The 23594-nt window shown below is 62.0% G+C and carries 26 protein-coding genes; 16 read left to right on the top strand and 10 right to left on the bottom strand.

All coding sequences use genetic code 11. The annotated features are described in order from the left end of the window. Positions 1-13 precede the first annotated feature (13 nt). Positions 14-637, bottom strand: coding sequence for a TIGR00730 family Rossman fold protein (locus tag GR212_RS09835; protein WP_163986278.1), 624 nt, complete (start codon positions 635-637; stop codon positions 14-16). Positions 638-791: 154 nt separating this feature from the next. On the opposite strand from GR212_RS09835, the gene GR212_RS09840 reads away from it, so the two are divergent. From GR212_RS09840 to GR212_RS36810, 6 genes are all read left to right on the top strand, one after another. Then, complete coding sequence (locus tag GR212_RS09840) at positions 792-2840, top strand: LysM peptidoglycan-binding domain-containing protein (protein WP_163986336.1); 2049 nt, start codon at positions 792-794, stop codon at positions 2838-2840. 209 nt (positions 2841-3049) lie between these two features. After that, positions 3050-4936, top strand: coding sequence for an ABCB family ABC transporter ATP-binding protein/permease (locus tag GR212_RS09845; RefSeq protein WP_163986279.1), 1887 nt, complete (start codon positions 3050-3052; stop codon positions 4934-4936). A 132-nt stretch (positions 4937-5068) separates the two neighbouring features. Beyond that, positions 5069-5767, top strand: coding sequence for an acid phosphatase (locus GR212_RS09850; RefSeq protein WP_163986280.1), 699 nt, complete (start codon positions 5069-5071; stop codon positions 5765-5767). Positions 5768-6066: 299 nt separating this feature from the next. Beyond that, positions 6067-6765 carry a phosphatidylserine decarboxylase gene (locus GR212_RS09855; RefSeq protein ID WP_163986281.1) on the top strand — a complete coding sequence of 233 codons (699 nt, stop codon included), beginning with the start codon at positions 6067-6069 and terminating at the stop codon, positions 6763-6765. Between the two features lie 20 nt (positions 6766-6785). After that, positions 6786-7646 (top strand): CDP-diacylglycerol--serine O-phosphatidyltransferase, encoded by an 861-nt coding sequence (pssA, locus tag GR212_RS09860; protein ID WP_163986282.1) that lies wholly within the window; start codon positions 6786-6788, stop codon positions 7644-7646. Positions 7647-7957: 311 nt separating this feature from the next. Then, complete coding sequence (locus GR212_RS36810; RefSeq protein WP_204326330.1) at positions 7958-8098, top strand: hypothetical protein; 141 nt, start codon at positions 7958-7960, stop codon at positions 8096-8098. Positions 8099-8173: 75 nt separating this feature from the next. Here GR212_RS36810 and GR212_RS09865 read toward each other — a convergent pair whose 3' ends face one another. Together GR212_RS09865 and GR212_RS09870 are read right to left on the bottom strand one after the other, a co-directional pair. After that, entirely contained in the window at positions 8174-8938 is a 765-nt protein-coding gene (locus GR212_RS09865; protein WP_163986283.1) for an SOS response-associated peptidase, read from the bottom strand. 43 nt (positions 8939-8981) lie between these two features. After that, the gene (locus tag GR212_RS09870; RefSeq protein WP_163986284.1) at positions 8982-9302 is read right to left on the bottom strand and encodes a YnfA family protein; all 321 of its coding nucleotides are present in this window, start codon (positions 9300-9302) and stop codon (positions 8982-8984) included. Positions 9303-9458: 156 nt separating this feature from the next. Between GR212_RS09870 and GR212_RS09875 the strand changes: the two genes are divergently transcribed. The 7 genes from GR212_RS09875 (at position 9459) to GR212_RS09905 (ending at position 13586) form a co-directional block, all read left to right on the top strand. After that, complete coding sequence (locus GR212_RS09875; protein ID WP_163986285.1) at positions 9459-9878, top strand: NUDIX hydrolase; 420 nt, start codon at positions 9459-9461, stop codon at positions 9876-9878. A gap of 95 nt (positions 9879-9973) precedes the next feature. After that, entirely contained in the window at positions 9974-10408 is a 435-nt protein-coding gene (locus tag GR212_RS09880; protein ID WP_163986286.1) for a TIGR02301 family protein, read from the top strand. 104 nt (positions 10409-10512) lie between these two features. Beyond that, entirely contained in the window at positions 10513-10770 is a 258-nt protein-coding gene (locus GR212_RS09885; RefSeq protein ID WP_034507811.1) for a hypothetical protein, read from the top strand. Positions 10771-10785: 15 nt separating this feature from the next. Then, entirely contained in the window at positions 10786-11544 is a 759-nt protein-coding gene (locus tag GR212_RS09890) for a hypothetical protein (protein WP_163986287.1), read from the top strand. Positions 11545-11617: 73 nt separating this feature from the next. Beyond that, a complete protein-coding gene (locus GR212_RS09895; RefSeq protein WP_163986288.1) occupies positions 11618-12457 on the top strand; it encodes a YgfZ/GcvT domain-containing protein in 840 nt (279 codons plus the stop codon). Continuing rightward, positions 12454-13071 carry a YfbR-like 5'-deoxynucleotidase gene (locus GR212_RS09900; protein WP_163986289.1) on the top strand — a complete coding sequence of 206 codons (618 nt, stop codon included), beginning with the start codon at positions 12454-12456 and terminating at the stop codon, positions 13069-13071. Before GR212_RS09895 ends, GR212_RS09900 begins: the two co-directional genes overlap by 4 nt. Beyond that, positions 13068-13586 carry a tyrosine phosphatase family protein gene (locus GR212_RS09905; protein WP_163986290.1) on the top strand — a complete coding sequence of 173 codons (519 nt, stop codon included), beginning with the start codon at positions 13068-13070 and terminating at the stop codon, positions 13584-13586. The genes GR212_RS09900 and GR212_RS09905 overlap by 4 nt, the downstream gene beginning before the upstream one ends. Before the next feature lie 68 nt (positions 13587-13654). Here the strand turns inward: GR212_RS09905 and GR212_RS09910 are convergent, their stop codons facing one another. From GR212_RS09910 to GR212_RS09920, 3 genes are all read right to left on the bottom strand, one after another. Beyond that, positions 13655-14290, bottom strand: a complete 636-nt coding sequence (locus GR212_RS09910; RefSeq protein ID WP_246725720.1) for an EF-hand domain-containing protein — start codon at positions 14288-14290, stop codon at positions 13655-13657. Positions 14291-14549: 259 nt separating this feature from the next. Then, on the bottom strand, positions 14550-15056 hold the full coding sequence (locus GR212_RS09915) for a superoxide dismutase family protein (RefSeq protein WP_163986292.1): 507 nt from the start codon (positions 15054-15056) through the stop codon (positions 14550-14552). A 150-nt stretch (positions 15057-15206) separates the two neighbouring features. Then, positions 15207-15548 (bottom strand): hypothetical protein, encoded by a 342-nt coding sequence (locus GR212_RS09920; protein ID WP_163986293.1) that lies wholly within the window; start codon positions 15546-15548, stop codon positions 15207-15209. A gap of 294 nt (positions 15549-15842) precedes the next feature. Between GR212_RS09920 and GR212_RS09925 the strand changes: the two genes are divergently transcribed. From GR212_RS09925 to GR212_RS09935, 3 genes are all read left to right on the top strand, one after another. Next, the gene (locus GR212_RS09925; protein WP_163986337.1) at positions 15843-18602 is read left to right on the top strand and encodes a DUF2339 domain-containing protein; all 2760 of its coding nucleotides are present in this window, start codon (positions 15843-15845) and stop codon (positions 18600-18602) included. 69 nt (positions 18603-18671) lie between these two features. After that, on the top strand, positions 18672-19325 hold the full coding sequence (locus GR212_RS09930) for an HD domain-containing protein (protein ID WP_432444357.1): 654 nt from the start codon (positions 18672-18674) through the stop codon (positions 19323-19325). 9 nt (positions 19326-19334) lie between these two features. Beyond that, positions 19335-20183 carry an MOSC domain-containing protein gene (locus tag GR212_RS09935; protein ID WP_163986294.1) on the top strand — a complete coding sequence of 283 codons (849 nt, stop codon included), beginning with the start codon at positions 19335-19337 and terminating at the stop codon, positions 20181-20183. Between the two features lie 88 nt (positions 20184-20271). Here GR212_RS09935 and recO read toward each other — a convergent pair whose 3' ends face one another. The 4 genes from recO to era form a co-directional block, all read right to left on the bottom strand. Beyond that, positions 20272-21051, bottom strand: coding sequence for a DNA repair protein RecO (recO, locus tag GR212_RS09940; RefSeq protein WP_163986295.1), 780 nt, complete (start codon positions 21049-21051; stop codon positions 20272-20274). A 58-nt stretch (positions 21052-21109) separates the two neighbouring features. Beyond that, positions 21110-21619, bottom strand: a complete 510-nt coding sequence (locus tag GR212_RS09945) for a response regulator (RefSeq protein WP_246725722.1) — start codon at positions 21617-21619, stop codon at positions 21110-21112. Between the two features lie 192 nt (positions 21620-21811). Continuing rightward, positions 21812-22564 carry a Crp/Fnr family transcriptional regulator gene (locus GR212_RS09950; RefSeq protein WP_163986296.1) on the bottom strand — a complete coding sequence of 251 codons (753 nt, stop codon included), beginning with the start codon at positions 22562-22564 and terminating at the stop codon, positions 21812-21814. A gap of 85 nt (positions 22565-22649) precedes the next feature. Further along, positions 22650-23594: a GTPase Era gene (gene era / locus GR212_RS09955; protein WP_163986297.1), complete on the bottom strand. Its 945-nt coding sequence runs from the start codon at positions 23592-23594 to the stop codon at positions 22650-22652.

Consider the following 23594-nt stretch of genomic DNA (forward strand, 5'->3'; position numbering starts at 1 on the left):
AGCAAACTGCTAATCAGAGTTTGGAGATGACGGCCTCTTCGCCGGCGCGGTCGCCTCGCGTCTCGGCGGCATGCTTGCGGATGGCCGGGATGATGTCGGCCACCTTGTCGATGACAAGCGGCTGGACGCGATGGGCGGTATGGACGAAGCCCTCTTCCGTCATATGGCGGATGAGTTCCATCATCGGATCCCAGAAACCGTTGACATTGGCGAAGACCATCGGCTTTTCGTGGCGGCCGAGCTGACCCCAGGTCATAATCTCGACGATTTCCTCCAGCGTGCCGATGCCGCCCGGCAGCGCCACGAAGGCGTCGGAGCGCTCGAACATGCCGTGTTTGCGCGTATGCATGTCCGGCGTTATGATGAGTTCATCCAGTTGACCGAGCGAATGGCGCGTCGCTTCCATGTCGACGAGGAATTCCGGAATGATGCCGGTGACCTGACCGCCGTGCGACAGCACGCCGCTTGCGACAGCGCCCATGATACCCTTCGTTCCGCCACCGTAGATCAGGCGCAGGCCGTTTTCGGCAATGCTTTTGCCCAGTTCGCGGCCAGCGGCCATATGGGAAGGATCGCGCCCCGGCCTTGAGCCGCAATAAACGCAGATGGATCGAATTGGCGCAGAATCGTCGGTCATGGATGCAAACAACTATGCTGCAGATGCTCAGTCAAGATTTTTCAAAGGAAAACTTGTGGCGGGACATGCGAAAATGGCTGAGAAAGCTTGTAAAAGCAGGCGAAATCGCTAGCAATTTCAGAGTTGCGACGACTTCGCCGCGTGGAGATGAATGATGATGAAGAACCGTGCCGGTTGGCTGGCTCTGTTGGTGTTGGTAGTGGCGACCCTGTTGATGGTCTTTTTCGTGATGCCGCGCATCAACGGGGACAAGAACCCTATCGGTGACGCCGTCAATCAGGCCAGCAGCGCGGTGAAAAATACGATCGAGGAAAACACGCAGAAAGCCGGCGAGACCGCCCAGAATACGACCAAGGCCACGCAGAATGCCGTAGCGACCGCTGTCAATACCGCTGATCTCGCCAAGAAGCTGACCGATCTGACGGGCTCCGCAACGGCCTCGCTTGTTGATCTCAAGGCACTGTTCAAGGACGGCAACGCACCCGCTCAGGATATCTTCGCGGCTGCGAAGACGAAGACGATCGCCGCGCTGCAATCGATCGTCGGCTTCGCGCTTCCGGAAGGTATCGACGCGACCACCACAGGGCTCGTGAAGAAAGCACAGGACGGCGCCGGCAAGGCGCTTGCCATCGTCCAGTCCCTCCCCGACAACGCCGCCGATGCCGGCGCCGCGATCGACAAGGCACTGGCGGAGCTCACCGGCCAGCCGGCCCCCGAGACCGATGCGGCCGCCAAGCCACGCGTCCCGTCATTCGACGTGCTGCGCGTCGAGCCCGACGGCTCCACGGTCATCGCCGGTTCGGCCGAGCCGAACGCCAAGCTGGAGATCGTCGACGGCGAAAAGGTCGTCACGACGACCAATGTCGGCCCGAGCGGCGATTTTGCCGCCGTGCTCGACAACCCGCTGCCGCCCGGCGACCACGAACTCGTGCTGCGCGCGACCGGCAAGGACGGCAAGGTTTCCACCTCCGAGGAAGTGGCCACGGTCTCCGTGCCGAAGGACGATTCGACCCAGCTTCTCGCCATGGTCTCCAAGCCGGGCACCGCCAGCCGCATCATTACCGCGCCTTCGGCCAAGCAGGGCCGCGTAACCTCGGCCGAGACCGATGCGCAGGGCAAGGCAACCGATACTCCGGCGGCCACCGCAGATACCAAGCCGCAGCAGGACGGCACGGTCGTCGCATCCGCCAATCCCGCGGCCGGAACAACGCCGCCGGCTGCGAAGACGGACGCCGGCCCCGACGTCATGGTCAACGCCGTCGAAATCGAAAACGATCATATCTTCGTTGCCGGCACGACCAGGCCGAACGCCAAGGTGCGCGCCTATGCCGACGACAAGCTCATCGGCGAGAACGCAGCGGGCGCCGACGGGCATTTCGTGGTCGACGGCCAGATGCCGCTTGCCGTCGGCGATCACAAGATTCGCGTCGACGTGCTCGACGAAGCCGGCAAGGTCGTCGTGCGCGCCAGCGTCAACTTCACCCGCCCCGAGGGCAATCAGGTAACGGTGGCGGCACAGACGCCGGCTGCAGGCAGCAGTCAGGGCCAATCGGCAGCCGCAAGCATGATCCCCCTCGACGAGGGCGAGCTTGCCAAGCTCAGGGAAGGCGCGGGCAAGGCCTTCGCGCTGCTCAAGGGCCTGTTTACCGACGGCAAGCAACCGAACGCGGAACAGCTCGCCGCAGCCCGATCCGGCACGGAAATCGCCCTGAAATCGCTTTCGGAATTCCGGCCGACCATTACCGCCAGCGCGGAACTCAAGAAGGCCGCCGCCGATGCCTCCAGCGCGGCCGCCAAGGCGCTTGCCGCTTTGGTTGCTCTGCCGAAGGACCCCAAATCGGTTGGCGCGGCATTGCCTGGCCTCGAGCAGATGATCGCCGTCATCACGGCGCCTGCCCAGGCGGCGCCGGCACAGCCGAATGCCGAGGTTTCGTCCAACGAGAGCGGCCCGAAGACGCTGGAGCAGGCACCGCTGTCGCAGGACGCCAATGCCGTCATCATCCGCCGCGGCGATACGCTGTGGCAGATCTCGCGCCGCGTCTATGGCGCCGGGGTGCGCTACACGACCATCTATCTGGCCAACGAGGACAAGATCAACAATCCGGACCGCATCCTGCCCGGACAAGTCTTCGGCCTGCCGAAGGACGCGCTGCCGAATGCCGAAGAGCTTCACCGCAAGCGGCTTTCGGGCGAGCATCTCTAGGCTGATTGCCATTCCATCATGAGGACAAACAACGGCCGGGCGCAACCAACGCCTGGCCGCTGCTTTTATACGGGATAAAAATAGTATAAGCGTCGCGCGACCCTCATCGCCTTCGCTCAACGGCCACGCCCTTGCCAGCGAAGGCTTCTCAGCCGGCCGCGCAATGACAATCAGCGCCCGGCTGCTTCAGATATTCGCCGGAGACGGACATGGCAGACCGCAAGAAGACCATATCGGCGGATTCCAGCAATCCATTGAATACCCTCGTCAATCTCTGGCCGTATATGTGGCCCGCCGGGCGCATGGATCTGAAGATGCGCGTGATCTGGGCGACCGTCTTCCTGCTGGTCTCGAAATTCGTCCTGCTGCTGGTCCCCTATTTCTTCAAATGGTCGGTCGACGCGCTGAACGGCAAGCTCGACATGCAGGGCATCCTGCCGGCCTTCATGGTGGGCGCCATCGCGTTGATCGTCGCCACGAACCTGACGCGCCTCATCCAGCTCGGTCTCAACCAGCTGCGCGACGCGCTGTTTGCCAGCGTCGGCCAGTATGCGGTGCGCCAGCTGGCCTACAGGACGTTCGTGCACATGCACGAACTGTCGCTGCGCTTCCATCTGGAGCGAAAGACCGGCGGCCTCTCGCGCATCATCGAACGCGGCACCAAGGGCATCGAGACCATTGTCCGCTTCACCATTCTCAACACGTTTCCGACCTTCATCGAGTTCCTGCTGACCGCCATCATCTTCTGGCGCGGCTACGGCTTCTCCTATCTCGCCGTCACGGCAGTCACCGTCTGGCTCTATATCTGGTTCACCGTCAGGGCGAGCGACTGGCGCATTTCCATCCGCCGGACGATGAACGACAGCGATACCGACGCCAATACCAAGGCGATCGATTCGCTCCTGAACTTCGAAACCGTCAAATATTTCGGCAACGAGGAGATGGAGGCCAAGCGCTTCGACCAATCGATGGCGCGCTACGAGAAGGCCGCCACCAGCGTCTGGACCTCGCTCGGCTGGCTGAATTTCGGCCAGGGCGTGATCTTCGGCCTCGGCACGACCGTCATGATGGTCATTTCCGGCTGGTCCGTTCTCAACGGCCACCAGACGGTCGGCGATTTCGTCTTCGTCAACGCCATGTTGCTGCAGCTCTCGGTGCCGCTGAACTTCATCGGCTTCGTCTATCGCGAGATACGCCAGGGCCTGACCGATATCGAGGAGATGTTCGATCTGCTCGAGGTCAAGCCCGAGGTGCTCGACGCGCCCGACGCCAGGGAGCTGGTCATCGGCAATGGTGCGATTTCCTTCAAGGACGTGCATTTCGCCTATGACCCGGCGCGGCCGATCCTGAAAGGCATTTCCTTCGAGGTGCCCGCGGGCAAGACGGTTGCCGTGGTCGGTCCCTCGGGTGCCGGAAAATCGACGCTGTCGCGCCTCCTCTACCGCTTCTACGACGTGCAAAGCGGAACGATCACCATCGACGACCAGGACCTGCGCACCGTGACGCAGAAGAGCCTGCGCAAGGTCATCGGCATGGTGCCGCAGGACACCGTGCTCTTCAACGACACCATCGCCTACAACATTCGCTACGGCCGGCCGGGCGCAAGCGAGGCCGAGGTGACGACGGCGGCCGAAATCGCCCAGATCGGCGAATTCATCCGCCATCTGCCCGAAGGCTTCGACACCAAGGTCGGCGAACGCGGCCTCAAATTGTCGGGCGGCGAGAAGCAGCGCGTCGCCATCGCCCGCACCGTTCTCAAGTCGCCGCCGGTTCTGATCCTCGATGAAGCGACCTCCGCGCTGGATACGACGACCGAGCGCGAGATACAGGCCGCCCTCGACGTCGTTTCCAAAAACCGCACGACGCTGGTCATCGCCCATCGCCTCTCGACCGTGATCGGCGCGGACGAAATCATCGTGCTGAAAAGCGGCGTCATCGCCGAGCGCGGCACCCATGCCGCCCTGCTGGCGCAGAACGGGCTCTACGCCTCCATGTGGAGCCGCCAGCGCGAGGCAACCCAGGCCGAGGAGCATCTGAAGCAGGTGCGCGAGAACGACGACCTGGGCGTGGTCAACCGGCTGGCGCCGGCAAGCTGAGCAACCATGCGAAGCGCCGCGTCCTGCGGCCTTTCGAAAGCCTCTGCGCGTACCGGTTATGCACCGGCAGTTGTCACGCGCCTGAGATGACAGCTTGCTAGGTACGGGGCTCAACTTCAAGGGAGCCCCGAAATGCGTACTTTTGCCAAAGCCTTAACACTGCTGCTCGTGGTCGGCCTCGCCTCGCCGGTTTTTGCCGATGATGCCAAGCCGTTTACCGACGCCAAGGAAGTCAACCTTCTCGATCTGCTGCCGCCGCCGCCTGCCAATGATTCGGCGCAGATGAAGGCCGAACTCGGCGAAATCCTGACGATCCAGGTAACCCGCACGCCGGAAATGGCGGCTCGCGCCGTGGCCGATGCGGAAGAGAACGTCTGGCGCTTCTCCGACGTCATCGACAATCCGAAGTTCACCAAGGAAAACCTGCCGAAGTTCTCGGCCTTCTTCGATCGCATCGTCGAGACCGAAGGCGCTGTCGTCGATCCGGCCAAGGATGTCTGGAAGCGCCCGCGTCCGCATCTCTACAGCGATCTGGTGAAGCCGATCGTGCCGCTCTCCAAGTCCGGTTCCTATCCGTCCGGCCACACCACGCTCGGCACGCTGATGGGCATCGTGCTGTCGAACATGGTGCCGGAAAAGCGCGCCGTCATCATGACTCGCGCCTGGGAATACGGTCACAACCGCGTCGTCGGCGGCATTCATTACGCGACCGACATCGAAGCCGGCCGCATCGCCGGCACCGTCATCGCGGAGACCATCATGACGCATGACGACTACAAGAGCGAGTATGAAGGCGCCAAGGCCGAGCTGCGCGCCGCTCTCGGTCTCTGATTTTCGTTCGACCATCACAGGACATGCAAGGCCGCCGGATTCCATCGGCGGCCTTTTCACTATCTCTCGCGGGCAACACTTTTCAACGCGGGGGATCGTCGGCATCCTGGCCCGAGGCGGATTGCGCTGGGGGCGAGCGTGCGAAACCATTGCCCATGACCGAGTTTGCCTGTAGTCACGCTCGACTGGTAATCAGAGCAAGACCGCTTATCTTGTTCTCATTCTTTTGACTGGCATGATCTCGCCCGGCGACCGCAACACGGTTTTTGGATGAGGCGCCCTAACGGAGTAGGCCATAGATGAGCTTGTTGAACAGCGTACGCAACGTCATCGTTCCGGTGCACAAGGAAGGCTATCCCTTCGTTGCAGGTTTCTTCGTCGCGTCGCTGGTGCTGGGCTGGATCTTCAAGCCGCTGTTCTGGATCGGCCTGATCTTGACGCTGTGGTGCGCCTATTTCTTCCGCGACCCCGAGCGCATGACGCCGCAGGACGACGATCTGGCGGTGTCGCCTGCCGACGGCCGGGTGTCCGGCGTGCAGATGGTGACGCCGCCGGCGGAGCTCAATCTCGGCAGCCTGCCCATGCTGCGCATCTCGATCTTCATGAACGTGTTCGACTGCCATGTGAATCGTTCGCCGATGCGCGGCCGCATCACCAACATCGCCTACCGCCAGGGCAGCTTCCTCAATGCGGAACTCGACAAGGCCAGCGAACAGAACGAGCGCAACGGCCTCGTCATCGAAACCAAGCACGGCGAGATCGGCGTGGTGCAGATCGCCGGCCTCGTCGCCCGCCGCATCCTTTGCTTCGTCAATCCGAACGAGCCGCTCGATGCCGGCGAGCGCATCGGGCTGATCCGCTTCGGCTCGCGCCTCGATATCTTTCTGCCCGAAGGCGCTTCGTCGCGGGTCGCCATCGGCCAGCGGGCGATCGCCGGCGAGACCGTCATTGCCGAATTCGGCTCGGCAAAAGGCCCGACCGTTAGCCGCCGCAGCTGAACCCTAGGAACACGAGCGAGATGAAAACGCCTTTTCCGCCTTTCGAGCCGCATGGGCCCAACGATGAAGCGCGTGGGCCGCGCCTGCGGGAGATCCCGCTTCGGCTGATCGTGCCGAACATGATCACCGTGCTGGCGATCTGTGCGGGCCTGACGGGCATTCGCCTCGCTTTCGAAGGCCGCTACGAGCTTGCCGTCGTCGCCGTGCTGGTCGCGGCCTTCCTCGACGGCATCGACGGGCGCGTGGCGCGGTTGATGAAGGCCACCTCGAAATTCGGTGCGCAGATGGATTCGCTCGCCGATATCGTCAATTTCGGGGTTGCGCCGGCTCTCGTGGTCTATGTCTTCCTGCTCGACCAGGCCCGTTCGCTCGGCTGGATTGCCGCGCTGATCTATACGATCGCCGCCGGCCTTCGGCTCGCCCGCTTCAACGTCATGGCCGAACGCGAGCACAAGGCCTCCTGGCAGTCCGAATATTTCGTCGGCGTGCCGGCACCGGCGGGCGCCATGCTGGTGCTCCTGCCGGTCTACCTCGGCTTTCTGGGGCTGACGCCGGACCGGGCCTTCGCCTATTGGGGTTCCGCCTACACCGTCCTCATCGGCTTTCTGCTGGTCAGCCGCCTGCCCGTCTGGTCCGGCAAGTCGGAAGGCAGCGGCATCAGGCGCGATCTGGTCCTTCCGATCATGCTAGGCATCGTCGTCTATGTCGCGCTGCTGATGAGCTACACATGGCATGTCATGGTGGTGACCGTTGCTGTCTATCTGCTGTCGCTGCCCCTGGGCGCGCGCTCCTGGGCCAAGAAATACGGCACCTACACGATCAATGGACCTGGCGATCCCAATGTCGACGATTCCAACGACGACATCGGCCGGCATATCTAGCGACCGCACATAGGTCTTCCGCGGCATTCCCGCACTGCAACCGCAAGTCTTCAAACCTCCCTTGTCCGTCAAGGGCGCTGCGGTCGGCCGCGAGCTGACCCGCAAGCCGCGTTGACCTTGCATTTCAGCGATTTCAAACATTGCGGCAGTGCGGAATCTACACGAGGATTCGGCGCTAATCTCTCGAAATATGGTCGTTGTTTATAAAAGCTGATTGGAAAACGCCTTCGATTTGTCATGATTTACGACAAAAAGCACTACTCGACAGTGAATCGCGAAATGCTCCGGGGGAGCATGGTGAGGAGTGAAACATGACGCAGAAGAAAGACGAAGCGGCACAACCGCAAGCAAAGATCGATCCTAGCAAGCATTATCGTCCGCTGGGCCTGAAGGCAGTTCTCGCAGCTCACATGATGCTGAAGACCAAGCCTCTCAAGAAGAAGATTGCCTAAGACTATCGTCCGGCCGATCGCCAGATGGCGTCGGCAGACGGCGTTTCCGGTCGCTGGCCGCCGAAGGGCGGCCGCTTAGAGAAGGCTCAACTGGCCATCCTCGGGATCCTGCTTCTTCGGCGGCTTCCTCACCGGATCGAGCGCTATGGGCGTCTGCACGTCCGGCCCCATGTTCGCGACCTTGTTGACGCGATCCGAAACCGGGACAGCCTCGAAAAAATCCTCCTGGGCCGGCCTCATCAGATCGAGGACATCGCGCGGCTCCTGCGTCTTGCAATCGAGCCAGCGGGCGAAATCCTCCGGCTTGATGACGACAGGCATGCGGTCATGGATGGAGCGGATGGCGCTATTTGCCGCCGTCGTCAGGATCGCGCCGGTATCGACTTCCGAACCGTCGGCCGACGCCCAGGTTTCCATCAGCCCGGCAAAGGCGATGGCGCCGCCGCTGCGTGGCCGGATCCAGTAGGCCTGCGGCTTCTCGCCGCTTTCCTTCGAAGGTCGGTGCCATTCGTAGAAGCCGGATGCCGGGACGAGGATGCGGCGATGGCGCATGGCTGCGCGGAAGGACGCCTTGCCGATTGCCGTTTCGGCGCGCGCGTTGATCAGCAGGGGAAATTCCTTGGGGTCCTTTACCCAGGCGGGCGTAAAGCCCCAGCGCACCAGCAGCGCGCGGCGATCCGGCAGGTTGCTGCCCGGCAATTGCCTGTCACCGGCAATGACGACCAGGATCGGCTGCGTCGGCGCGATATTGTAACGCGCTGGGAAACCTTCATTCAGCAGGACGCCGAGCGCTTCCCCAACCTGGTCTGCCGTCGATGTCAAAGCAAAACGTCCGCACATGGGACTTGTTTTGCACCCGGAGAGCGGCGGGTCAAGCTCAAGCTCAGCCGCGTGGGCCAAGGAGAATGATCGCCGCACCGGCGAGGCAGACGGCTGCGCCGGAAACATCCCATCGGTCCGGCAACCGCCCCTCGACCAGCCAGAGCCAGAGGATGGAGGCAACGATATAAACGCCGCCATAGGCGGCAAAGGTACGCCCTGCGGCTTCGCTCGGCACCAAGGCAAGCAGCCAGGCAAAGAGCGCGAGCGAGACAAGTCCGGGCGCCAGCCACCAGACCGGCTTTGACAGGCGCAGCCATGCCCAGAAGGCGAAGCAGCCGGCAATTTCAGCCAAGGCGGCCAGAGCATACAGCCCGTAGATCATGCGTTTCCGCCCCATATCCCGCGCGCAGAATCGACGCGCGCCGACAGCGAGTTAAGGGTCTTTCATGAAAGACAGCAAGGGTCGTTTCCTGTAGAGGTGGGCCGGTGATGCCGCGTCATCGCCCACAAATCTCCTCTTCCCGATGCAAAGCGATCCATGACCTCTGTTCCCCGCCCTGCCTCTTCCGCCATTCTCGAACGCAACGGCCGCTTCCTGCTGGTATTGCGCAGCAATCCGCCATCCGCCGATATGTATGCCTTTCCGGGCGGTCGAGCCGAGGCGGGAGAAACGCCGGCCGATGCGGCGCTGCGCGAATTCAGGGAAGAGACCGGCATAACCGCCCGCAATCCCCGCCTGTTCGAGACCTATGACCTGCGCTCCCACGCAGCGGACGGGACGCTGACAAGCCACTTCCTGCTCTCGGTCTTCCTCGTGGATGCCGACGAGGATGCCGTCGCCGAAGCGGCCGACGATGCCGCCGCCATCGGCTGGTACACGCTGGAAGAGGTGCGCACCCTGCCCGTTCCGGCAAGCGTTCTCGAATGCGTGGAACGGCTGGCAGCGGCGAGACCCTAGCTCCGGCCGCGATATTAACGATGCTGAGCAATATCCGCGTGGAAACCACCCGACGCGCCTTGTTCCCGTCATGCTTGTTCGCTCAACATGGTTACATGATTCATAACCGCCTTGGCCGACCGCTTCTGATCTGCATCGTGCTTGCCGCAGCCTTTCCCGCTGCGGCGCAGCCGGCAGCAAGCGTGCCGCCGGCTCAGGCGCCCGATGGCGGGAATGCGGGACAGCCCACTCCCTACGACGACCAGCTTTCCCGGCTTGCCGAAATTCTGGGCTCCATCGACTACCTGCGCAATCTTTGCAGCCCGACGCCGGAAGACGGATGGCGGGGCGACATGCAGCAGTTGCTCGATACGGAAACCAAGAGCGAGCCGGAACGCAAGGAAAAGCTGACCGCCGCATTCAACCGTGGGTATCGGTCCTTCGCATCGGTTTACACGAACTGCACGCCGCAGGCTCTCGTCGCGGAAGAGCGATACCGTAACGAAGGTGCAACACTGGCGACAGAAATCACCGCCCGCTTTGGAAATTGACGATTTATTAACCCCTTTTCGTAGCGAGCCGTGTCGTTTTGAGAAAAGGCTGATAAAGTTGTTAAGCAAGTGGTAAGGACATGAACGTCTCGAGGAAAGAAACAATGGAAACCAGCCTGAACGAAATCGACGACATGATCGTCCATGAAAAGATGCAGGCAGCGCTGGAATACCAGAACGAAGCTTGGGCCGATGGGATGGCTGACGGTATCGAGCCGGAAATCATCGCGGATGCCGCCATTGCCCATGCGATTCGCGAGACGATCCGTATTCAGGGTGAACAGGGCGCGGAAGCCTTGCTCGAATCGCTGCGCGAACGCATGCTCGCGGGTGAATTCTCTCCGAACCGAACCCTGCAATAACAATCAGAGATTGCCATGCGTATGTTTCCAGGCAATGCGCTTTCCTGTTCCATTGCCTCGCTTGCCGCCGTAACCCTGCTTTTGGGCGGCACCGCCCTGCCGCTTCCGGCCCTTGCCTTTTCCCAGCTCAATCCGCCGGCTCCGCAGGCAAAGGACGCTGCGCAAACCACACAGCAAAAGAACGACAAGCCGGTCGAACAGGCGCTGGAAGCTCCTTCCAACAACACGCTGCCGATGCCCGATCCGCTGATCAACAAGCAAGCCGACCAGAGCGGCGGCGATGCTTCCAATGCGAATAAATCGGTCGAATTCCTTTTCGACATCGACAAGGCGCCGGAGCCGGTGCGGAAGCTCCGTGCGGCGATCGTCGAGGCTGCTGCCTCCGGCGATCTCGAGCGCCTGCGCCCGCTGATGAACATCGGCGCCGGCCTCAAGCAGACGCAGGTCACTGCCGACGATCCCGGTGAGGATCCGATCAAGACCCTGCATGACCTTTCGGGCGATCCCGACGGCATCGAGATCCTGTCCATCCTGCTCGACATCATGTCGACCGGCTTTGCCCATATCGACCAGGGAACTCCTGACGAAGTCTATGTATGGCCCTATTTTGCCGAAAAGGACATCAAGACGCTCTCCACGCCGGAGAAGGTCGACATGATGCGCATCGTGACGGCGGGCGACTACGCCGACATGCTCGAATTCGGCGGCTACAATTTCTATCGCGTCGGCATTACGCCGGACGGCCGCTGGAAATTCTTCACCTCGGGCGAATGATCCGGCCGGGGAACTTGCGGTTCCCCGCCGAAGGCCCTACCTCTGCGTGATAGGCCAAATCAGCGGATCCATCATGCCAGCCGTTTTCCTGAAAGAACGCTCCTTCATCCGTGTCGCCGGTGCGGAAGCGGAATCGTTCCTGCACAATCTCATCACCACCGATCTTGCTTCGCTTGGCGCCGATGAAGCCCGCCCGGGCGCATTGCTGACGCCGCAGGGCAAGATCCTGTTCGACTTCATGATCTGGCGCGACGGCCCCGGCTTTCTGATCGAGACGGATACGGCGCAGCGTGAGAGCCTGCTCAAGCGGCTCACCATGTATCGGCTGCGCGCCAAGGTCGATTTCGGCGTGGAAGGTGTCGAAGGCGTCACGGTCGCTTGGGGAGATGCCGCAACGGACGGCCCCAGGGACAGCCGCTTCGCCAAGGCGGGAGTTGCGTTGACGCGCACGCCCGGCGAGCATGGCAGCGAGCCCGAGGCGCTCTATGACGAGCTTCGGATCGTCAACGGCATTGCCGTCTCCGGTCGCGATTTCGCGTTGCAGGACGCCTTTCCGCATGATGTGCTGATGGATCTGAACGGCGGCCTTGGCTTTCGCAAGGGATGCTACATCGGCCAGGAAGTGGTTTCCCGCATGCACCATCGCGGCACGGCGCGCAGGCGCGTCGTCATCGTAAAGGGCAATGCCGGGCTGCCCGCTTCCGGTACGGAATTGACCGTCGGCAGCAAGCCGATCGGCACGCTCGGCTCGACCGAAGGCGACATTGGCCTTGCCATCGTCCGTATCGACCGGGCGGGCGAAGCCATTACCGAGGGAACTGCGATACAGGCCGACAATGTGGAGGTCTCCGTGTCGCTGCCCTCATGGTCCGGCCTCTCCTTCCCGGCGAGCGCCGACGAGGCGTCGGCATGACATCGGCCAAGACCGCGCGCGCCTGGCAGCGCATGCTATCCGGGCGGCGGCTCGATCTGCTCGACCCCTCGCCGCTCGACGTAGAGATCAGCGACATCGCCCATGGACTTGCCCGCGTCGCGCGCTGGAACGGACAGACTTCCGGTGACCACGCCTTTTCGGTTGCGCAACACAGCCTTGTCGTGGAAGCGATCTTTCGCCACCTCAATCCGGCGACGCCTGACGAGCAGCTTGCGGCGTTGCTGCACGATGCACCGGAATATGTGATCGGCGACATGATCTCGCCGTTCAAGTCCGTCGTCGGCGGCGATTACAAGGTCGTGGAGAAGCGGCTCGAGGCGGCAATCTACCGGCGCTTCGCCCTGCCCCCGCATTGCGCTCCACAGCTCAAGGACAAGATCAAGAAGGCCGATACGATCTCGGCCTATTTCGAGGCGACGCTGCTTGCGGGCTTCACGCCGGAAGAGGCGCGCAAGTTCTTCGGCCAGCCGCGCGACGTCACGCGCGAGATGCTGCCGATAGAGCCCATGCCGGCGATCGAGGCGCAACGGCTGTTCCTCAAACGCTTCGAGGCGATCGAGGCCGAGCGCGCCACGGTGGGGATCGGGGCGTGAGCGCAATCGTGGTATCGCCGCTGGCACGCATCGCCGAAATGGCCGTTCGCCATGGCGCGCGTGAGATGATCAGCCTCATGGCCAAGGAGCAGAGCTTTCATCGGCCTGCGGTCATCAAGGCAGAGCGGCACCTGCTGCTCAACATGAACGATATCAGCTTTGCCGGAACCGGCGATCTGATCGCCCCGCAGGAGGCGCATGTTCGCGCCATCATCGATTTCGCCACCGGCTGGGATCGCAGCGCGCCTTTGCTCATCCATTGCTGGATGGGCGTCTCGCGCTCGCCGGCGGCAGCGCTGATCGCGGCCCTGGCCGTTCGCCCCGAGGAGGAGGACTTGACGCTGGTGCGCCGCCTGCGCACGAGCTCGCCCTTTGCCACGCCGAATGCACGGCTGGTCGCCATCGGTGACGACATGCTCGGACGCCACGGGCGCCTGGTTGCCGCAGTCAAGGAAATCGGCCGCGGCGCGGATGCGGACGGCAACGCCCCTTTCACGCTGGCATTGGCCGGGTAAGCCGAGAACGCACAAGAGCGGAGATCACGTTTCGCAATCTCCGTTCCTATCGCAGTCGCTTGCCGCGATCAGGCCGCGACACCATCCATCTGGTCAGGATCATACTGGCCATAGGTGTTCTGATAGAGCGAAGACGGGTTCTGCTGCATACCGCTCAAGAACACGTCCATTGCCTGATCCTGCGCTATCGTCGCAGCATCCGCCGGGTTGCTGTCGCTCGAACTGGGCTCCAGGGACAGCATGTCGGCGGCGGAAGCATCCGACGACTTGAGGACATCGAGACCTTCGGCGAACTGATCCTTGGTCAGGGAGCCGGCATTCTGCGTATCCAGGCTCTTGAACAGGTCCTCGGCATCGCTTTCGCTCATGTCCGTCGGACGCCCGGCGACGAACTCGGCCTGTGTGATCTTGCCATCCTGATCGGTGTCGAGGCTGGCAAACAGCTGGTCCATGGGCGACTCGTCGGACGAGCCGTCGGTGGACGTGGAACTGCCCGACTGGCTGTCCTGCTGCATCTGCAAAAGCATCGACGCTAGATTGCCGGAAAAGACATCCGTCGCGCTGGGGTCGCTGCTGCTGTCACTATCCTCGTCGCTGAGAATGCTCGCTGACAGAAGGCCGGACTGCGCGGCCTCCTGCAGTTCCTGAGCATCCACGACACCATCCTGATTTTTATCCAGGGGACTGTACGAGGCAGCCGTCATGCTGCTTCCAATTGAAGAAACCCCGCTCATCCGAATCTCCTACGGCAAATGCCATCGCGTGTTCAATCGACCCCGGCACGCTTAGTCATCTGCGAGCAGGATAGACCGGTTTGACATGCCAATTGAAGATCGTTGTTAATTCACCATTAACCATAATTGACAGGCATCGAATCATATTGCCGGTGGGCGCTCATGTGCCCAGGACAACCGCAGCTTGGCGCTGCTGGCTGCGACGGCGCGAATCACCCGCCGCGTGTTTTTATTGAATGATCGCGCATGCCAGGCGCTTGCCGGCGCCTCCGACGGGCTGGCTGCGGTAGTCATCGGACTCGGCATGGATCATCAGCGTGCGGCCGCGAATGCCGTTCTTGCCGTTCAGCGACACCATGTCGTTGAAGACCTGGGCACGCAGCTTGCCGTCCTGATCGACATATTGGTTGGGCATGTCACCGGCATGCGGTCCTTTGGCGGCAAGGAAACCGTGTTCTGCCTTGGTCGGATTGAAATGGCCGCCGGCCGACTCGAACCCGTGCGTATGGTCGCAACTGCTGTTTTCGTGAATGTGAAAGGCGACCCAGCGATTGGCGGGCATGCCGGAGACTTCCATCTCGATCAGCACGCCCTTCTTGCCCTCGGTCAATGTCGCACGCCCTGCCTGCTTGCCGTCGAGGCCGACAAAATCGGCGGTGGCGGTGCTCTGGCTCTGCGCTGCAACGGGCATGGCTGCGGCAAGCGTGAGAATCGTAGCGATCAGCATCCGTTTCATGGAACGCCCTCCCTCTTCTGCGTGGCAAATGTCCAACGCATGACGGGAGGGAGTGTTCCGGCGAACGGGGAAAATGGGCCTGCATCAAAATGATAGGGCGGCCTGCCGGTGTTCCGGCAAGCCGCCAATATCGTCACGCAACGGTGCTTTTCAGGCCGCCACGTTTTCAACGTCATATTGGCCGTAGGTGCTGTTATAGGCATCCATCGGCGACAGCAGGTCCACGTCGAAAGCGACGTTGTTTTCCGGCGATTTGGCGCTGGAGGCCGCATCGGCGTTCGGCAGCTGCATGAGCTTGGCCATCAGGCTGCCCAATACGCTGTTCGAGCCGTCGGCAGCACTGCCTTCGGCATCATTGGCATCGAGAATGCCGGGGCGCTCGTCCGCTTCGCGCTCTTCACGGCTCAGAACGCCATCACCATTCGAATCGAGGCGCGATAGCGTGCCGCGATAGGGGTAGGAGCTGGCGGATATGGAAGAAACATGGGACATACAAACCTCCTGTGGTAGGAGCCGCCTCATGCGACGTCGTTTGTACGCAATACATTCAGAGTTAAACTACGAAGCCCTATTAAGCTGCTTCGCGCTGCCGGTAAAGACAAATTGTTAATGGGTATTAACCATAGTTGCCAAGCGGTAAATTCGAGTTTCCTAACGTTCGCCTTGCGCGACTTCATCAGGGTGTTTGGCATAATCCCCTGGAATCATAGGCGAATCTGACTATCTATCCTTACCGGGCGAACCGTTTCGTATATGGTGCGGCGCATCGCCCGTGGAGAGGACATGATGGAATTATTACCGCTCGTCATCCTGATCGTTGGTATTCTGGTACTACGAGGCCACAATCTGAGGATTAAACAGCTTGAGGCACGCGTTCAGGAGCTGCAGAACGCGCTCGCCAACAAGGTGCTGACAGCGGATACCGGCGAATCGATTCCCGCACTGGATTCGATGGCTCATGCCACCGCCCAGCCCATCGAAGATCAGCCGGAAGCTGAGATCGAAGATAGTTCAGCTGCCGATATCGACGAACCCGCCGCCGCCGCACGCAATGCTGCGGAGACATTCGAAGAGGATGGCGCGCCTGCTGTGGGCCGGACACCGTCACAGGCGAAGGAAAGCCTGGAAAGCACGATCGGCGCGCGCTGGGCCGTCTGGGTCGGCGGCATCGCGCTGGCGTTCGGCGGCATCTTCATGGTCAAATATTCGATCGAGAGCGGCCTCCTCAGCCCTGGCGTCCGGCTCATCCTTGCCGCGCTCTTCGGTCTTGCGCTGATAGCCGCGGGCGAGGTGATCCGCCGCCGCGCCGCGCCGGTTCTCGGCAACGCCTTCCAGAACGCGATGATCCCCGGCGTGCTCACGGCTGCCGGCGTCGTCGCCCTGTTCGGCTCCACCTATGCGGCGCATGGCGTCTACGGCTTCATCGGACCCGCCATTGCCTTCGTGCTGCTGGCCCTGATTTCGCTCGCCACGCTCGGGCTGTCGCTGCTGCACGGGCAGGCTCTTGCCGGCCTCGGCCTGCTGGCGTCGATGGCAACGCCCGCCCTCATCGCCTCGACCTCGCCGAAGCCCTGGATTCTCTTCGGCTATCTCACCCTGACCTGGCTTGCGACCCTGTTGGCGGCGCGCCTGCGCCGCTGGCTGATTGCACCGTCCCTTGCAAACGGGCTGCTCAGCCTCTGGCCGCTGCTTTACATCACCTTCAGCCCGGCCGTTGACCTGACGCCGGTCACGCTTTCCATGCTTGCGATGATCGGCGGCACGATTTTCCTCTGGCCGGGACGCTACCCGATCCAGGAACCCGCAAGGGAGAACAGGGAAGCGGGACCGGTCGACGACATCGCCCAGCCACAGCATGCCGTCGGTCAATGGGCGGTGTTTCTTGCCAGAGCGCCGCTCGGCATGACGCTGACGGCATCGGTCGGCGCGCTCACGGTGTCGCTCTGCCTGCTCACCTATGCTCTTGATTACGGATATCCCATCGCTGACGCCACATTCATGTTTGCGGCCATCGTCGCGGCAGTCGCAGCCTTCGGTGCCGGCCGTCTTCACGCGGCCTGGGCAACGATCCTGTCGGCAGCCATTGCCGTCATCGGCGCCTCCGGCGTCCTGACGAACTGGATCGCGGGGGTCGAACCCAGCGCTGCGGATGGCACCATCAGTCTGCAGAGCACCGTGCTCTATGAAGTGCTCGGTCTCGGCGCGATCTTCGTGCTGATCGGCTTCTTCTTCCTGAGGCACTTCGCCAGGGAAGAGAAGCCTTATGCCGCGCTCTGGAGCCTGGTCATGGCGGCCACGCCGCTAGCGATCGCAACGATCAGCTTCGTCAATTTCGGCAACTGGACGCTCGACTGGCTGCATGGCCTTTACGGCGTAGGGTTGGCTATCGTGCTGATCGGGCTTGCCGAATGGCAATATCGCCTCGAAGGCGAGGCCGAAAGCCTGCCGACGAACATTCTTGCCGCCGGCTCCTTTGCCGCCGCGATCTTCGCGCTCCACACGCTTGCACACCATGCCGCCGCCACGATCCTGCTGCCGGTTCTGGGTATCGCTTACCTGCTGGCGGGACGTCTGCGCAGCTGGCCCGTTCTGCCATGGGCCATGGTTGCCGCGCTGATCATCACCATGGGGCGCATCGCCTGGCAGCCGACGATCGTCGATCCGGCGGATCTCGGCACGACACCAGTCTTCAACATGCTGCTTGCCGGCTACGGCATACCGGCTGTCCTCGCCGCTTGCGCGGCGTTCATCACTCGCCAGTCGCCGAGCCTGCGGCTGCGCAACACGTTGCAGGCGCTCGCCTGCTTCCTCACGCTGCTGACCATCGCCATCCTCGTGCGTCACGCCATGAACGGCGGCGTCCTGAATGACGCCGTTCCAACACTCGGCGAGCAATCGATCTACACGCTGCTGGCAATCGGCGCCTCCGCAACGCTGATGGCGCTCGATCTGAGCGCGGCAAGCCCGGTCTTCCGCTATGGCGGCATGGCGCTTGGAGCGGCTTCCGTCGTCATGATCCTTACCCTGCATCTGCTCGGACTGAACCCGTTCGTGACGGGCGAGAGCACGGGACGGATTCCGCTCTTCAACCTGCTGCTGCTCGCCTATCTCCTGCCGGCCATTGCCTATGGCGGGCTGGCGCTCTATGCGCGCAATCGGCGGCCCCTGCCCTATGTCGCCATGCTCGCCTTGGCGGCGGCCGTGATGGCTTTCGCCTGGGCGACCTTGTCGGTGCGCCGTTTCTGGCAGGGCGAATATATTCCCTTCTGGAACGGCTTCATCCAGGGCGAGCTCTATTCCTACTCCGTCGTCTGGCTGCTGATCGGCATCGCTCTTCTCGGGCTCGGCGCCCGCTTCGAGGCGCGGAGCCTGCGCATCGCCTCGGCGGCGCTGGTCTCCATTGCCGTCGTCAAGGCTTTCCTGATCGACATGGCGAACCTCGAAGGCTTCCTGCGCGCCCTTTCCTTCATCGGGCTCGGCGCCGTGCTGATCGGCATCGGCCTGTTCTACCAGAAGATCCTGACGGGCAAGAAAGCGACGGAATGATTGCAGCGAATCCCCTGGCCCGGTAGGACGAAGGAACTGCCGACCGATCAATCCGGAGCGAGTCCGACAATGGATACCGACAAGATGGCGCGGGCCTTTGCCCCGTTCGAAGCACTGGCCGCGGATCTTATCCCCCATGCCGCCGATGGCGATGATGGCTCGCACGATATTGCCCATATCCTGCGCGTCTTTCGCAACGCCATGGCCATTCAGGCCGAGGAAGGCGGCAACGCACGCATTCTGGCAGCCGCCGTGCTGCTGCATGATTGCGTTGCCGTGGAGAAGAATTCTCCCCACCGCGCGCAAGCTTCTCGGCTTGCCGCCGAAAAGGCTTCCGGCATCCTGCGGCAACTCGGATGGGCGGATGAGGATATCGCAGCTGCGGCGCATTCGATCACAACGCATAGCTTCTCCGCCAACCTGCCGCCCGCGACGCTGGAGGCGAAAATCTTGCAGGATGCGGACAGGCTGGATGCCATCGGCATGGTCGGAGCTGCGCGCTGCTTTTACATCGCCGGGCGTCTCGGCTCTGGCCTGTACGACCCGTTCGATCCACTGGCGACGGAGCGGCCGCTCGACGACAAGCGTTTCGCCATTGACCATTTCGAGACAAAGCTGTTCAAACTCGCGGATGGATTCCAGACCGAGACCGGACGCAAATTCGCCGAAGCGCGGCACGACCGGCTGAAAACCGTGCTGGCAATGTTCATCGACGAAATCTGAGGGTCATCCATGCGCGTCAGCGATCTCTTCATCTATCCCCTCAAGAGCGCACGCGGCATCGCCATTCCGTCAGCCGCTATCGACGCTTTCGGCCTTGCCGGCGATCGTCGTGCCATGCTGGTCGATCCGTCCGGTCATTTCTTCACCCAGCGCGAGTTGCAGGACCTGGCTCGGATCGATATCCAGCCGGCCCCCTCCTATCTGCGGCTGAAGATGGATGGCAAGGCTGACATCATCGTCCCGCCGCCACATCCGGAAAACCGCATGGATGTCGTCGTCTGGAAGTCGGCGGTCAACGCTTCCGTCGCCGACGATGAAACCAACAAGGCCCTGTCGAGCTGGCTGGGGCGCGAGGTCAGGATGGTCTTCTTCGATCGGCTTGCCAAGCGCATCGCCAGCCCGGAATGGGCCGGCGATGACACGCCCGTCACCTTTGCCGACGGATACCAGATTCTCGTCACCACGACCGGATCGCTGAAGGCGCTCAACGCCGATCTTGCCAGCCACGGCGAAGGCGCCGTCGGCATGGAGCGCTTCCGCCCCAACATCGTCATCGATATCGACGAGGAATGGCCGGAGGACCGCTGGGCGGCGATCGAAATCGGCGGCATTCGTCTCGATCTCGTCAAACCCTGCGCGCGCTGCATCATGACGACGCAGGATCAGCAGACCGGCTCGCGCGACGTGCCGAACCCCATGCCCGCCATGGGCCGCATCCGCATGTCGGCCGACCGGCGCGTTCCCGGCCCGCTCTTCGGCTGGAACGCGGTGCCGCGCGGCGAAGGCATGGTGAAGATCGGCGATGCGGTGACGGTGCTCGAAGAGCGGCCGGAAGGCTGGACGTTCAAGCGGCGCTAATGCCTGCTTTCAGCGGCGGGATGCCATATGGAACCGAGCCGCCATGATCCTGTCGGCAGCCGGCGCCAAACGGCAGTCTCCCTGCCATTCAACCTTTGGCGAGGAGGCTCGGTGAAACCGCCGCATCGTCCAACGATGCCACCGCGACCGCCTTCAGCGCAGCCTGCATGAAACCGTCGCGTGCCACAGCGATCTCAATACCGCGCGGCTCATAGACATGACGATGGAGGAAGAAGCCGGTCAGGCGGAAAGCGGCCGCGAGGCTTTCCCTATCGGCGGCGGCCATGGCTCCGGCCGCAAGGAAGGACGGCAGCACCAGCATCTTGTCCGCCCATGGCATGCCGGCGGCCCGGCAGACGGCACGGCCGGATTTCGGCGAAACGAACGCCAGATCCTCCCGCACGCCGGTCGCGGCGCATTCGGTCAAATCGAGGCCGAAGCCGAGATCGTTCAACACGGCAAGCTCGAAGCGCACGAAGAGCTCGCCGGCATCGGCGGGATTTTGCAGATTCTCCAGGATCACATCGAGCGCATCGTAGAGATGCGGATGCGGATCCCGCTCCGGCAGCAGCCGCAGCAGCGCGGCCATCGCCTGCACGCCATAGACGGAGGTTGCCGTCTCCATCAGCCGCGCAGCCCTGAGCGTGACCGGCTCCATGCGAAATTCGCCGAGATGCTCGTGCAACCTCGCCCGCCAGGTCGCTTCGACAAGATTGCCGGCCTGCAGCACCGGCTGCATGGCACGCGAACGGCCGGAGCGCACCAGACCCATATGCCGGCCACGGGCGCGCGTCATCACTTCGGCGATAACACTGTTCTCGCCGAGGCGCTTGACGCCGAGGATGATCGCGTGGTCCTGCCACTGCATGGGCCGGTTGCCTCGATATGATGTCGCGATTCGAGTTTAGGGCAAATGACCGCGGCTGTCACATGGCGGAAGAGCCGCCAGCCGCCAGTGTCTGGACAAAGAGGCGCATCGCCTGCTCGTCGAAGGGTTTGTTCAAAAGCGGCACATGCCGCAGGTCCGCCGGGAAATCGAGTGTATCGGAGTAGCCGCTGACGAAGCCGAAGGAGATGCCGCGTTCCATCAGCAACCGGGCGAAGCCGAAGCTCGTCGATTCCCCGAGATTAACGTCCAGCATCGCGAAATCATAATGTTCGGCATGAACGGCATTGACTGCCTGTTCCAGATTTGAGGCAATCTCCACCTGCTGAATCCCCACGAGGCGAAGAATTTCCTCAGCCTCCATAGCAATAATGAGATTATCCTCAAGAATAAGGACGCGCTGAAACGTCATATCAACGCCGTCCTTGAATGTGTGCGCCAGCCGGCGCGCCCGGTAAAAAGTCCCACATTTATCCCTCCGGCGCCAATCATCGGCCCGTATTGACTGAATGGTTTTGCCCATCCGTGCTGGCGCGGTCTCTTGCAACATGACCTTGCCTTCCTACCGCTTCGCACTTTTTGCACTGCGGTACTACGGGCTCGTCAGCGTGCTCCAATCGCTTTTGTCGCCGCGGTTAGTAAAAGGTGAAACTGGTAGAAAAGTGACCATGACAATAATCTATGCTGATACAGTTGCTATCAGCATTTAAAAAAGACATGCCGTTTGAATGAAGAGCAGCGCTTAAATGAAGGGGCGCTTGCCCGAATCAAGGCCGTCCCAGCCGGCGAGTTCGGCAAGGCCGTCACCATCCAGAACCTCGCAGCCGCGCTCCTGCCAGAGAAGCAATCCGCGCTCCGCCAGTTTTTTCAATGTCTTATTGGTGTGAACAACCGAGAGACCCAGCGTATCGGCAACATGCTGCTGCGTGATGGGGATGACCTTGCGGCCATTGAACAAATGAAGGGCGCTGGCGCGCTGATGCAGGTAGGCGATCAGATAGGCGGCTCGCTCGACCGCCGAGCGGCGCCCGATGCTGAGAAGATGTTCATCCAGAATCCGTTCCTCGCGCGATGCGATCCAGGTCAGATCGAAGGCAAGAGGCGGGTGGGAATTATAGAGCGTCATCAGTTCCGTGCGCTCGAACACGCAAAGCGAGATCGGCGAAAGCGCTTCGGTCGAATGCTGCATTTCGCCCATGATGGAGCCCTGCAAACCGATGAGATCGCCCGGCATCACATAATTGAGGATCTGCCGGCGGCCGTCTTCCAGCGTCTTGTAGCGAAAGCCCCAACCGGAGAGGATCGTAAAGAGATGGGCGCTATGCGCGCCCTCGAGGAAGATCGTGGCGCCGGCATCGACAAGAAGTTCACCCTTCTTGAAGCCGCTGATGAAATTCAGCTCGTCGCGATCGAATTCCCGGAAATGCGGCAGAGACCTCAATGGACAGTGTTGGCACGGCGTGCGCTGCCCATGCATCGTCGCGGTCTTTGCCATGAAACGCTCCCCTGAGTTGCAGCGGCGTGAGCGACATGCCCGATAAACCGCTGCAATATAAAGCGCTCAGGGAAGCAAAGTTCCATTAATGCGGGAAATCCAGCCCCATCTCCCGGAAGCGCTCGGGATCATTTCCCCAGTTCTCGCGAACCTTGATGAAGAGGAAGAGATGCACGGGCTGTTCCAGAATTTCGGAAAGCTCCTTGCGCGAGGCGGTGGAGATCGCCTTGATCGTCTCGCCGCCCTTGCCCAGCGCGATCTTCTTCTGGCTTTCGCGCTCGACATAGATCACCTGCTCGATACGCACCGAGCCATCCTTGCGCTCTTCCCATTTCTCCGTCTCGACATGAGAGGAATAGGGAAGCTCCTGATGGAGCCGCAGAAACAGCTTTTCGCGGGTGATTTCGGCGGCGAGCTGCCGCATCGGCAGGTCCGAGATCTGATCCTCCGGATAGTACCAGGGGCCTTCCGGCAGGGTCTTTGCCAGATAATCCATGACGTCGTCGCAGCCGGAGCCGTTTTCCGCCGAGATCATGAAAGTCTGCTCGAAGGCGATCTTCTCGTTGGCGGCGGCGGCTAGCGCCAGCAAATCCTCGCGGCGAACGCGGTCGATCTTGTTGAGGACCAGGATCTTCGGCTGGGATACTTCCTTCAACCCTTCCAGAATGGCTTCCGCGTCGCCGCGCAAACCACGCTCGCTGTCGATCAGCAGCATGATGAGATCGGCGTCCTTCGCCCCACCCCAGGCCGACGTCACCATGGCGCGGTCGAGGCGGCGGCGCGGCTTGAAGATGCCGGGCGTGTCCATGAAGACGATCTGCGCGTTGTTGTGGATGGCGATGCCACGCACGATGGCGCGCGTCGTCTGCACCTTATGGCTGACGATCGAAACCTTCGCGCCGACGAGCCGGTTGACCAGCGTCGACTTGCCGGCATTGGTCGGGCCGATGAGGGCCACGAAACCCGAATGGGTCGGGCCGCTGTGTTCAACCGCGCCATCTTCGGCGGGTGTGTCTTCTTGATTGGTCAT

The organism is Martinezella lusitana (assembly GCF_010668395.1).
Lineage (GTDB): Bacteria > Pseudomonadota > Alphaproteobacteria > Rhizobiales > Rhizobiaceae > Rhizobium > Rhizobium lusitanum_A.